Annotated in this window: 12 protein-coding genes; 2 read left to right on the forward strand and 10 right to left on the reverse strand. The window is 53.3% G+C overall.

The genetic code is table 11. From position 1 onward, the window contains the following. Positions 1–84: 84 nt before the first annotated feature. Positions 85–492 carry a host attachment family protein gene (locus tag BS29_RS11915; protein ID WP_229953872.1) on the forward strand — a complete coding sequence of 136 codons (408 nt, stop codon included), beginning with the start codon at positions 85–87 and terminating at the stop codon, positions 490–492. Positions 493–518: 26 nt separating this feature from the next. Here BS29_RS11915 and BS29_RS11920 read toward each other — a convergent pair whose 3' ends face one another. Further along, entirely contained in the window at positions 519–1,031 is a 513-nt protein-coding gene (locus BS29_RS11920) for a hypothetical protein (protein ID WP_229953873.1), read from the reverse strand. 56 nt (positions 1,032–1,087) lie between these two features. Then, positions 1,088–1,489 carry a PaaI family thioesterase gene (locus BS29_RS11925; RefSeq protein ID WP_229953874.1) on the reverse strand — a complete coding sequence of 134 codons (402 nt, stop codon included), beginning with the start codon at positions 1,487–1,489 and terminating at the stop codon, positions 1,088–1,090. 172 nt (positions 1,490–1,661) lie between these two features. Here BS29_RS11925 and gyrB point away from each other — a divergent pair, with 172 nt between their 5' ends. Continuing rightward, on the forward strand, positions 1,662–4,160 hold the full coding sequence (gyrB, locus tag BS29_RS11930; RefSeq protein ID WP_229953875.1) for a DNA topoisomerase (ATP-hydrolyzing) subunit B: 2,499 nt from the start codon (positions 1,662–1,664) through the stop codon (positions 4,158–4,160). Positions 4,161–4,189: 29 nt separating this feature from the next. Here gyrB and BS29_RS11935 read toward each other — a convergent pair whose 3' ends face one another. The 8 genes from BS29_RS11935 to BS29_RS11970 form a co-directional block, all read right to left on the reverse strand. Further along, the gene (locus BS29_RS11935; protein WP_229953876.1) at positions 4,190–6,349 is read right to left on the reverse strand and encodes a prolyl oligopeptidase family serine peptidase; all 2,160 of its coding nucleotides are present in this window, start codon (positions 6,347–6,349) and stop codon (positions 4,190–4,192) included. Positions 6,350–6,445: 96 nt separating this feature from the next. Beyond that, entirely contained in the window at positions 6,446–6,868 is a 423-nt protein-coding gene (rplQ, locus tag BS29_RS11940) for a 50S ribosomal protein L17 (RefSeq protein ID WP_229953877.1), read from the reverse strand. Between the two features lie 270 nt (positions 6,869–7,138). Further along, a complete protein-coding gene (locus tag BS29_RS11945; RefSeq protein ID WP_108810491.1) occupies positions 7,139–8,197 on the reverse strand; it encodes a DNA-directed RNA polymerase subunit alpha in 1,059 nt (352 codons plus the stop codon). Positions 8,198–8,300: 103 nt separating this feature from the next. Next, positions 8,301–8,690 (reverse strand): 30S ribosomal protein S11, encoded by a 390-nt coding sequence (rpsK, locus tag BS29_RS11950; protein WP_067198370.1) that lies wholly within the window; start codon positions 8,688–8,690, stop codon positions 8,301–8,303. Positions 8,691–8,740: 50 nt separating this feature from the next. After that, complete coding sequence (gene rpsM / locus BS29_RS11955) at positions 8,741–9,109, reverse strand: 30S ribosomal protein S13 (protein WP_074204551.1); 369 nt, start codon at positions 9,107–9,109, stop codon at positions 8,741–8,743. A 587-nt stretch (positions 9,110–9,696) separates the two neighbouring features. After that, positions 9,697–11,052 carry an NADP-specific glutamate dehydrogenase gene (gene gdhA, locus BS29_RS11960; protein ID WP_229953878.1) on the reverse strand — a complete coding sequence of 452 codons (1,356 nt, stop codon included), beginning with the start codon at positions 11,050–11,052 and terminating at the stop codon, positions 9,697–9,699. Between the two features lie 130 nt (positions 11,053–11,182). Continuing rightward, a complete protein-coding gene (locus tag BS29_RS11965; protein WP_229953879.1) occupies positions 11,183–11,782 on the reverse strand; it encodes an SRPBCC family protein in 600 nt (199 codons plus the stop codon). Between the two features lie 82 nt (positions 11,783–11,864). Next, the gene (locus BS29_RS11970; protein WP_229953880.1) at positions 11,865–12,515 is read right to left on the reverse strand and encodes an adenylate kinase; all 651 of its coding nucleotides are present in this window, start codon (positions 12,513–12,515) and stop codon (positions 11,865–11,867) included. Positions 12,516–12,552: the final 37 nt, after the last annotated feature.

Genomic DNA, 12,552 nt, shown 5'->3' on the forward strand with positions numbered 1-12,552 from the left:
GCCGCATTATCCGATCACGCCCATCTGGACGCTATCAGGGTCACTGCTTAATTCCGAACCCATCCCCCAACAAAAGGAAAAAACATGTCACATTCGACTATCCCCACCAACTGCCTGGTCGTTGTCGCTACTGGTGCTGAAGCCAAGCTCTATCGCAATATCGGTGATGATGATGGTATCAAGCTGCGGGCCGAGAGGACGATTGGTCCGAAAAACCTCAGCTCTGAGGGACCATCGGGATCCCATATGCCCGATTCCTCGATTAGGGAAACAGATGAAGCAACATTTTCAAAGCAATTGGCGCATCATCTCTATGAACTTGCCCATGAGGGAAAGTTTGACAGCCTGGTACTCGCCGCCGATCCAGACAGCCTCGGCGAGATGCGCCCGCTGCTGCACAAGGAAGTGACCGACCGGATTGTGCTGGAAATGGGCAAAACACTGGTCAACTCGTCAATCAAGGATATCGAGCGAACGATTCAGAATAACTGATATATTAAGGCCTCTTGCAAGCCAGATTAGCCAGCGACCAGTTTGACAAACGTGCTTTCAACCCAACCGCTTTTGCACGGACCGTCATAATTCCGTTTGGACCGGACTGGCGAGGATACACCGCAATCGAGCGATCCGCTGGTTGCGGTGCCGTCTGCGCTGGGTTCAGCGGTTGCGCTATCATCATAGACAATGCCCAGCCATTGCTGGTCATGACTGCGGGTGCAGATATGGACTAGCTGGCCTGCGGGCAGACCATCTTTGCGCTCTGCTGCATCAAATGGCGAGATAAGGACATCAAGCTCCGCCGCGCGCAGGCCGGTTACCCGTCCCATGGCCTGACAGGCATCAAAGCGCGGTCCGCCTTCGCCAATACGAACCGGCCGTTCACCAGGATTCGCTCCGATCCGCTCGGTCCGGCCAGTCGGATTGGCAGTATCGGTCTGACTTTCTTGCAAATCATCACTAACCTGCGTGGTCTCTGAACAGGCGCTGGCCCCAAAACAGATCAGCGCGGCGGGGATCAAACTTCTCATCATGTCTATGGTCTAGACCAAAATAGAGGCTTTTGGAAAGATTCGAATGACCAGCTAACTCACAATACAATCTGTGTTTGGGTTACGACCGCGACCAATGTGCCGTCTTCCAGCGATATTCGCGTTTGCCAGACAGATTGTCGCCGACCGACCTTTAGTGGCACGGATTCGCCATAAACTGTCTGTCCTTCCGGCGCGGCATTCAGGAAATTGGTTTTGCTTTCAGACGTGGTGGTACCGTTCGATCCCTCTGGCAGATTGGCAAAGCCGCCAAATGCCCCCAAAACATCGGCAAAAGTCATCACCGCGCCACCATGAATGGACGGCGTTCCCCGGCCATTGCCTGCTGTACAGATTTCCGGCCTAACCAGCATTTCACCAAGGATTTTCTCCTTGGTCATTTCCGTGATTTTGATGCCCATGGTCTTGGCAAAGGGGACGATGTCGGCTGGGTTACTCATAAACAATTCTCCTCATGAAACTTGGGTATATATCGGCATTTTAATGGCGAAAATCACTGCTATCGATAGGTACAAGCTGAGTGGTCATAACTATCTGTAAAATATAGAATATAATATCTGAATTTCCAACAAATCTCTTGGGTTTCAGTCCTGAAAGGTTTACAAGAATGCTATGAGTGAAAACACAAATAATGACACCCCGGAAGGCGCTGAGAACGCTTCCGATAGTTCCAACAAAAATGAATATGGCGCCGATTCCATCAAGGTCCTGAAAGGGCTTGATGCGGTTCGCAAACGGCCCGGCATGTATATCGGCGATACCGATGACGGATCGGGCCTGCACCACATGGTCTTCGAAGTATCGGATAACGCAATTGACGAAGCCTTGGCGGGCCATTGCGACCTGATTCTGATCACCCTGAACGCCGATGGCAGCGTGTCTGTCGAAGATAATGGTCGCGGCATTCCTGTGGGCATGCACAAGGAAGAAGGTGTCAGCGCGGCTGAGGTCATCATGACGCAGCTTCATGCGGGTGGTAAATTCGAGAATACGTCAGACGACAACGCCTATAAGGTTTCCGGCGGCCTCCACGGCGTTGGGGTGTCCGTGGTGAACGCACTGTCCGAATGGCTGGAACTGAATATCTGGCGCGATGGCAAAGAGCATAATATGCGCTTTGAATTCGGTGATGCGGTGCATCCGCTGGAAGTCATCGGTGATGCCAATGGCAAAAAGGGTACACGGGTAACCTTCTTCCCCTCCCCTGATACATTCAAGATTACCGAATTTGATTTCGAGAAGCTGGAGCATCGTTATCGCGAGCTGGCTTTCCTCAACAGCGGTGTTCACATCCTGCTGCGTGACGAACGCCATGAAGAGACCAAGGAAATTGATCTGTTCTACGAAGGCGGCATTGCGGCCTTTGTCCAGTATCTCGACCGCAACAAGACCGCCCTGGTGGCCGACCCGATTGCGATCAGCGGCACGCGCGATGATGTCACCATCGACGTCGCGCTGGAGTGGAATGACAGCTATTATGAAAATGTCCTATGCTTCACCAATAACATCCCGCAGCGCGATGGCGGCACCCACTTGGCGGCCTTCCGTTCGGCTCTGACCCGGACGTTGAATAACTATGCCGAAAGCTCTGGAGCGCTAAAGAAAGAAAAGGTCAAGCTGACCGGCGATGACATGCGCGAAGGCCTGACCGCCATTGTGTCGGTCAAATTACCGGATCCGAAATTCAGTTCACAGACCAAGGACAAGCTGGTTTCTTCTGAAGTCCGCCAGCCTTTGGAAAGCCTGATGGCCGACAAGCTGGCCGAATGGCTGGAAGAGAACCCGCAAAATGCGATGATGGTGGTCCAGAAGGTGATCGACGCCGCTGCGGCTCGTGAGGCCGCCAAAAAGGCGCGGGAATTGACCCGGCGCAAGGGCGCGATGGATATTGCCTCCCTGCCCGGCAAACTGGCCGATTGTCAGGAACGCGATCCGGCGAAATCCGAACTGTTCCTGGTCGAGGGTGACTCCGCTGGTGGTTCCGCCAAACAAGGCCGTGACCGCCATTATCAGGCGATCCTGCCGCTCAAAGGTAAGATTTTGAATGTCGAGCGGGCCCGCTTTGACCGGATGCTCTCCTCCAAGGAGGTCGGCACGCTGATCCAGGCCATGGGAACCGGCATTGGCCGTGAGGATTTCGATATTGAAAAGCTGCGCTATCACAAGATTGTGATCATGACCGATGCTGACGTCGACGGCGCGCATATCCGGACCTTGCTGCTCACCTTCTTCTATCGGCAAATGCCGGAAATTGTCGAAAACGGGCATCTCTACATCGCCCAACCTCCACTTTACAAAGTCGGTAAGGGCAAGAGCGAAGTGTATCTGAAAGACGATAATGCACTGGACCAATATCTGGTCGACGCGGGTCTCCAGAGCATGATTTTGCAAACCAGCGAAGGTGCACGCTCTGGCGAAGACCTGCGCAGTCTGGTCGAACATGGCCGGCGCATGCGGTCACTCATGGCCTATGTCCCACGGCGCTATGACGGCACAATTGTCGAAGCGATGGCACTGACCGGTGCGCTCAACCCGAACCATGGCCCGGCCGAGCGGCAAGCGGCAGTGGAGGCTGCTGCCGCGTGGATGGACGCTGTGGATGATGAAGGGCGCTGGTCTGGCCACCTTTCCGAAGAAGGGGGCTATGCATTTGAACGCCTGTGGCGCGGCGTCACCGATCATCACATCATCGAGCCCAAATTTCTGGAATCGGCGGAGGCCCGCAAATTGCACAGCCTCGCGTCTGAACAGAGCGCAACTTACGCCAAGAGCAGCCGTCTGGTGAAAGGCACAGCTGACGATGCCGAGGATGATGGCCCTGTCGGGTCAGAAGGCACGCTGATAACGCGGCCATCCGAGTTGCTCGAAGCGATACTGGCGGCGGGCCGTAAAGGCCTGTCTTTCCAACGTTATAAAGGCCTAGGCGAGATGAATGCCGAACAACTATGGGAAACCACGCTGGATCCCGAAGTCCGCTCGCTGCTGCAAGTGACGATCGAACAGGCTGATGTGACCGACGAGATCTTCACCAAGCTGATGGGTGACGTCGTCGAACCCCGACGGGAGTTTATTGTCGATAACGCGCTCAACGTCGCTAATCTGGACGTTTAAGTTCCATTATTTGCCGGCTGGCGGAGAAGTCAGTCGGCAATCTCCAAACCCACGGCATCGGCCATGAAGCCGTAAATATCGGAATATTCCTCGATCAACTTGTCCGTCGGCTTTCCGCTGCCATGCCCTGCCCTAGTTTCGATGCGAATCAGATGCGGTTTGTTTCCTGTGTTCAGCGCTTGCAGGCGCGCGGTATATTTAAAGCTGTGCCCCGGCACCACGCGATCATCGGTATCGGCGGTTGAAACGATCAACGCGGGATAGTCCGTTCCGTCCTTGATATTGTGATAGGGTGAATAGGAAAGCAGCTTCCTGAAGTCCGCTTCCTTGTTGGGATAGCCATAGTCATCGACCCAGTAACGCCCCGCGGTAAACCGATCAAAGCGCAACATGTCCATCACCCCCACGGCTGCATGGCCCGTCGTGAACAGATCGGGACGCTGATTCATCACCGCACCGACGAGCAGCCCGCCATTGGAGCGACCTTCAATCGCCAGGCCATCTTTTGGCGTGATGCCCTCTGCAATCAGATATTCACCAGCAGCGATGAAGTCATCGAACACATTCTGTTTGTTCTGCAGTCTTCCGCCATCATGCCATTCTTTGCCATATTCTCCGCCACCACGCAGATTGGCAGAGGCATAGACACCGCCTGCCTTGATCCACGCCATTTTAGGCTCGCTGTAGCCAGGCAGAACCGAAATGTTAAAACCGCCATAGCCGTAGAGCAATGTCGGGGCGCCCTCGCTCAGATCGAGATCTTTCTTGTGCACCAGGAACATCGGAATTTTGGTGCCGTCTTTGCTTTCATAAAAACGCTGCGACACGGTGATGCTTTCGGGATCGAAAGGAACATCCGGTTGCGCCCACACGGTCGGTGCACCGGCGTCAGCAAAGCTATAAATTGTCGCCGGACGATTGTAGCTTTCAAAAGCAAAATAACCGGAAGATGCCTTGGCAGAACCATCAAGCCCCTTCACCTGACCCAGTCCGGGTAAATCCACCACACCCTTTGGCGTGCCATCTACAGCGAACAGTTCCAGCCGACTTTTGGCATCATCAATATAATCGACTGCCAACGTGTTACCAACCAGTACCGCGTCGTCAATTGTCGCCACATGCTCCGGAACAATCTCCACCCATTCAGGGTTTTCCGCGCTGACATCGGTTTTCATCACCCGCAGGCGCGGTGCGTCCTTGTTGGTCACAAAATAGAGCGTATCGCCCACACCATCAATCAGCGACCAATTATGGTCAAAGCCGGTGATCAGCTTGCGCGGTTCAATCTCGTTCGCATCTACTTTGACCAGCGTGATTTCATAGCGATCATCGGTCCCAGAAGAGGATGTAATTACCACCCACTCTTTGTCGGATGTTACGGTAGCGGTGTGACTTAGTTCCGGTTGATCGGGAGTCTCATAAACCTTGATATCCCGGCTTTGCTCCTTGCCGATCATATGCATATAGACTGTGTGATTTTTGTTCAGCGATTGAAAGGCTGCTCCCTCTTCGGGCTCCGGAAAGCGGGAATATAGAAAGCCGCTATTGGCCGGCATCCACGCCAAGTCGCTGAATTTCACCCACTCAACGCTATCTTTCATTATCTCGCCGGTCGCGACATTGATGACTTTCAATGTGCGCCAGTCAGAGCCGCCGTCCTGCACTGCATAAACCAGCAAGCTGCCATCGCTCGATGGTTTCCACTCCGCCAGTGCCGTTGCGCCATCTTCTGACCAACCCGCAGGATCTATTAAGACGCGCTCTTCGCCATCTTTCCCATCCCGAACATAGAGTATGGCCTGATTCTGACCACCACTCTTGCGCTCATAGAAATATTTCCCCCCAGCCTCGACTGGAGGTTCGATTTCGTCATAGTCAAAAAGCGCAGTCATCGAGGCTGCCAGCGGTTCGCGGCCGTCCAGCGTCGCCAGATAAGCATCGGTCACACTATTTTGCGCCGCGACCCAGGCCGCTACGTCTGCATCCTCGCGAACATCATTTTCCAGCCAACGATAAGGGTCGGCAATCGCTTCACCAAATTGCTCTTCAACCACATCAACAGTTTTGGTTTCCGGGTAGGTCAAAGCCTTGGCTTCCTCTGCTTGTTCTTCTGTCTGAGCTAAAACCGGAGTAGCGGCAACAATCGCACTGGTGGAAAGAGCAACCGCGAGAATGGAGGTGATACGCATAAAATTTCCCGAACAATGAAACCAAAAGAAAAGAGGCCACAAGCCTATCGCTCGCAGCCTCTTTTATCAATTGAAACTATCTGTCAGGTGAAGCGTTTATGCCTCTTCGAAGTCTTCCTCAGCATTCTGGTCCGGACCACTATCCTGACCTTTGGCATCTTCATCACGGTCCACCAGTTCGATCACTGCCATCGCAGCGGCGTCGGAGTCACGGAAACCGGCTTTGATGATACGCGTATAACCGCCATTACGGTCGCTGTAGCGCTCAGCCAGTTCTTCAAAAAGCTTCTTCTCCTGAACTTCATCCATCAAACGCGAATGCGCAAGACGACGGTTGGACAGGCCACCTTTTTTCGCCAGGGTGATCAGCTTTTCTACATAAGGCCGCATTTCTTTGGCTTTAGGCAGGGTTGTCATGATCTGCTCATGCTTGATAAGTGCCGCAGACAGGTTTTTCAGCAAAGCCTGACGGTGAGCACCGGTCCGCTGCATACGGCGGCCCTTCATTCTATGACGCATAATATTTTCCTTCGTTCGTTATGAGCCCGTGTGAGGTAGCTCGTAGCAGGTGATTTCAAGGGCATCACCAATTCACCCTTTGCTCCTCTCCCCTGGAGGGAGAGGATAGTGCCGCTTGGCAGCATCGCTGCCTAGCAAAACTTGGAGAGGGGGAGCGGCGTTTTCCGCCGCGCGTTCGCTTGCGAACGCTACCCCTCACCCAGCTACGACTAGCGAACAAGTTCGCAAGTCTGCGCAACCCTCTCCCTCAAGGGGAGAGGGATAATTATTTTAACCCAGCAGTTCTTGCTCAAGCTTCTTGGCCATTTCCTCGATATTTTCAGGCGGCCAGCCAGGAATATCCATTCCCAGACGCAGACCCATGCTGGACAGCACTTCCTTGATTTCGTTCAAGGACTTGCGGCCAAAGTTAGGCGTACGCAGCATTTCGGCTTCGGTTTTCTGCACCAGATCGCCAATATAGATGATATTGTCGTTCTTTAGGCAGTTTGCCGAGCGGACGGACAGTTCCAACTCGTCGACCTTCTTGAGAAGGTAACGGTTGAGCTGGTTGGCATCGCTTTCCTGCTGGCTTTGCGCTGCAGCCATGCCGATGGGCGATGACACGCTTTCCAAAGCTTCTTCGAAATGCACGAACAGCTGCAACTGGTCCTGAAGAATGCGCGCTGCATAAGCAATCGCATCTTCCGGTGTTACCGTGCCGTCGGTGTCGATGGTGAGGTTCAGCTTGTCAAAGTCAAGCTCCTGACCAACGCGGGCATTATCGACTTTGTAGGAAACCTGACGGATTGGCGAATAGAGCGAGTCAACCGGGATCAGGCCGATTGGCGCGTCTGCCGGACGGTTCGCAACCGCTGGAACATAGCCCTTACCAACATTGACGGTCAGTTCCATGTTGAACGACGCGCCTTCATCAAGGTGACAGATAACCAGATCAGGGTTCATCACTTCAATGTCGCCGGAAACCGCAATATCACCTGCAGTCACTTCAGCAGGACCGGTTGCGGAAAGCTGCAGACGCTTGGCATCTTCACCTTCCATTTTCAGGGCGATCTGCTTGACGTTCAGAACAATGTCGGTGACATCTTCACGCACGCCGGGGAGCGACGAGAATTCATGCAGGGCATTTTCGATCTTGATCGAGGTAACCGCAGCGCCTTGCAGCGATGACAGCAAAACACGGCGAAGCGCGTTACCAATGGTCAAGCCAAAGCCGCGCTCAAGAGGTTCTGCTACAAAAGTAGCTTTACGCTTGGGATCACCACCAGATTTTATATCGAGAACATTGGGCTTTTTGAGTTCTTGCCAGTTCTTCATATTGACAGTCATGGACTTCCCCTAGTGAGTTCAAAGAGTGGGTTGGACCGTTACCACTCCGAATTACCAAAAATTGGAAACTACCGGCCGGATAGTTCCCGTAAACTTGCGTGGCTTAAACGCGGCGGCGTTTGGACGGACGGACACCATTATGCGGGATCGGCGTAACATCGCGGATCGAGGTAATGGTAAAACCGACGGCCTGCAGCGCGCGAAGTGCGGATTCACGGCCAGAGCCGGGACCTTTCACTTCCACTTCCAGGGTGCGAACACCGTGGTCTGCTGCTTTCTTGCCAGCGTCTTCTGCGGCAACCTGCGCCGCGTACGGCGTAGATTTACGAGAGCCCTTAAAACCCATCATACCCGCGGAGGACCAGCTTATCGCATTGCCCTGTGCGTCGGTGATGGTGACCATCGTGTTGTTAAATGTGGCGTTGACGTGCGCTACGCCTGCCGAAATATTTTTGCGCGCGCTTTTCTTAATGCGCTGCGGTTCGCGTGCCATGTGATCAATTCCTACCTAATATCCAGAAGAGACAAGTCCAAAAGACTGTCTTATTTTTTCTTACCGGCAATAGCCTTGGGCTTGCCTTTGCGGGTACGCGCATTGGTGTGCGTACGCTGTCCGCGAACCGGCAGACCTTTACGGTGACGAAGACCGCGATAGCAGGCCAGATCCATCAGACGTTTGATGTTCATTGCGTTCTCACGACGCAAATCACCTTCAACCGTATGGTCCGCGTCAATGGTTTCGCGAATGTGCAAAACTTCCTGATCGGTAAGGTCCTGAACCCGGCGGGCTGGATCGATTTTCAGTTTTTCGACAATTTCAGCCGCTTTCGTGCGCCCGATACCGTGAATATAGGTGAGCGCGATAATAACGCGCTTGTTTGTTGGGATATTTACCCCGGCAATACGTGCCAATATTTTTCTCCTGCTCCACAGAGACCGATTCGCCGGCCTCTATCTCATCGCTAAGCTGTTAAAAACACATCCAAAACGCACAAAACCAGCGGACGCCACGAAAGCGTTGCCGGTTGTGTTGGATTTCGAATAGTGATCAGATAGGGAGAGTCGCTGGTGCTGTCAATAGCGGTTTCAGCGGCAAACAGGATATTTGCGTCATCTTTGATGCAACCGGTCAATCCCTACGTCAGCTGCTTAGTGAATGACCGCTAAGGGCGCAAATGTGGACATTGGATAGCAAGAAACATACCCTCCGGTTACGACCGAGTTGCGGACTATGCTGATAATCACTAGAGACGCTTCCTAGCCTAAGCCAAGCCGGGAGATTTGACTTGGCGAGGCGATCAGCCGGGACATAGCGATGTGTAACTGGGTTTCTCCCGCCCTCCCGGCACCAGCGTCCGTTTTCAGCTCCGATTTCAGTCATTATAACATCCGCTTTCGGGATGAAGCGGATGTTGAATTCGCTTTTACACTAACATATAGCGTTCTTGAAAATTCGGCCTGCCGGAACGATCCCAGCAGGCCAATAATCCGGCTAGATTTTACACAACCCCGTAAGCCAGCATCGCATCGGCAACTTTCTTGAAGCCTGCGATATTCGCACCTTTCACATAGTCGACATAGCCATCGCCCTGATCACCATATTCAACGCATTGATCATGAATGCCTTCCATCAGCTCGGTGAGCATCTGGCCAAGCCGTTCATGGTTCCAGCTGATGCGTTCTGCATTCTGGCTCATTTCCAGACCGGATACGGCCACGCCGCCCGCATTGGCCGCCTTACCTGGCCCATACATGATCTTCGCGTCGTGGAAGATATGAACGCCATCCAGTGTGGTTGGCATATTTGCGCCTTCCGAAACGGCCATCACACCGTTGGAGACCAGCGCCTTTGCTTCCTCTTCATTGAGCTCGTTCTGTGTCGCGCAAGGCAATGCGAGATCGCAGGCCACGCTCCATGGACGCTGGCCTTCGTGGAAGGTCGCGCCTTTAAACTCATCGACATATTCTGACATCCGGCCACGACGGTGAGTTTTATGCTCCTTGACCCAGTCGATCTTTTCCTGGGTGAAACCGTCAGGATCGTGAACAAAACCGCCACTATCAGACAGGGTCAGAACCTTACCGCCCTGCTTGGTGATCTGCTCCGCTGCATGGGTGGCCACATTGCCTGATCCGGAAATAACAGCGGTCTTGCCCTCAATCGCATCATTTTTGTGCTTGAGCATGTTTTCCATGAAATAGACCGCGCCATAGCCGGTGGCTTCTGGCCGCATTTCACTGCCGCCATATTCGCGGCCCTTACCCGTCAGCACGCCTTCCCAGCGATTGGTAATCCGCTTGTACTGGCCGAACATATAGCCAATTTCTCGTGCGCCAACGCCGATGTCACCGGCAGGAACATCCGTGTCAGGGCCGATGTGGCGATAGAGTTCAGTCATGAAACTTTGGCAAAAGCGCATAACTTCCGCGTCAGACTTGCCCTTCGGATTGAAGTTGGCACCGCCCTTGCCGCCGCCCATGGGGAGACCAGTGAGCGAGTTTTTAAACGTCTGTTCGAAAGCGAGGAACTTCAGCACACTCTCGGTCACACTCGGGTGGAAACGGATGCCGCCCTTATAAGGTCCAATGGCATTGTTATTCTGAACCCGCCAGCCACGCTGGACGCGGATATTGTGGTTATCATCTTCCCAGCAGACACGGAACGATACGACGCGATCAGGTTCGGCCATCCGCCGTAAAATTTGGGCCGCATGATATTCCTCTTTATCTTCGATAAATCCAAAAATATCTTGAGCAACTTCCTGCACCGCCTGAATAAATTCGGTCTGTCCCGGATTGCGCTTTTTCACGCCTTCCATGAATGTTGGAAAATCTACATGATCGGAAACGGCCATCGTCTTACTCCCCCTTAGGTGATTATCTGCGCGCCCGTCGTCAATTGCGATATCCTCGAATCGCTTTTGATGTGGGCAGCATATTAACGGCAATTTGTTCGATTGGTAAAGCCTTGAAATTCAGCCCTAATCATTCAGCTTGTTCGGCTTCTTCCGGTTCATCCTCTGGCTCCGCTGTCGCTCCTTCTTCGGGTGCAAAAAGCGCAGCGAGCCTGTTTAGCTGTTCCCCAATCACACCATCCACCGCTGGAGCGATCTGATCTACTGGGAATTCCATATAGCCGCCCACTTTATATACAAAAGACACGCCGGTTTTGTCGCCGTCCGGCAACAAACCGATGGTCAGTGTCCCGGTGACCGCTTCGCCCTGTAACGGTCCCAATGCACCGGACATACGCAATGCTTTATTATTTTGTGCAAAAATGACCCGCATATGTTGCACGCTGCCTTCAGCAGACTTGATATTGTCTTCGCTCGTCTTGCGCAGCAGTTCACAAAAGCAGCCGCCCGCTTGCGGAACCAGATAGAAATTATCGGAATTTCCTGAAAAGCTGTGCTCTCCATTCCACCATCGCGCCGGTGCGATGATTGTTTTCCAAACATCTTCGGCAGATCCGTTGACCGTCTCCAGATGTTTGACGGTGAAACCATTGTCAGCGGTATTGGTCACTTCGGCCTGCGCCGCAGATGCGCCGAGGACGGCAGCTAAAGGTAAAATGAATCGGAACAATCTATGTCTCCCCCTGTTGCAGAGAGACTAATAGGCGTGCCTGTCACTGGCAATATCTATCAGCCGAAGCTGACAAACGAAATCAATCCAGAGCCAGCACAGCTTCTATGGCGGTGCTCACAGCGTCCATGCTGCCCATGCCGTCAACTTTGGTCACAATGCCGCGCTCTTCATAGATGGGCAATATCGGTGCTGTTTTGGCCCGATATTCATCCATACGCGTGCGAACAGTTTCTTCATTGTCGTCCGGGCGGCGCTTGAATTCGGTCGAACCACAGGCATCACAAACCCCTGGCTTGGCAGGTTGTTTGAATTTGTCATGATAGCCTTCACCGCAATTGCCGCAGGTAAAGCGGCCCGTGATGCGTTCTACCAACGCATCAACATCCACGCCCAGTTCGATGACATGGGATAGCGTGCGGTTGCGCGCTGTCAAAATCTCGTCAAGCGAATGGACCTGTGCTTCAGTACGAGGATAGCCATCAAAAATGACGCCTTGGTCAGGGCCAAGCTCATCAAGCTTGTCGCCAATGATACCGGAGACGACCTCATCGGGAACCAGTTCACCGGCATCCATCAGAGCTTTTGCCTTCAAGCCGACTTCCGTGCCGGCTTTGACCGCAGCGCGCAGCATATCACCGGTGGACAGTTGGACCATGCCATGCTCGTCTTCGAGAAGACCGGCCTGGGTACCTTTACCAGCGCCCGGAGGTCCCAACAGGATGATATCCATAAATCACTGTCCCCTATAATTTCGAAAAGCTTGGAGG

It is taken from the genome of Parasphingorhabdus litoris DSM 22379, from assembly GCF_020906275.1.
Taxonomy (GTDB): Bacteria; Pseudomonadota; Alphaproteobacteria; order Sphingomonadales; family Sphingomonadaceae; genus Parasphingorhabdus; species Parasphingorhabdus litoris.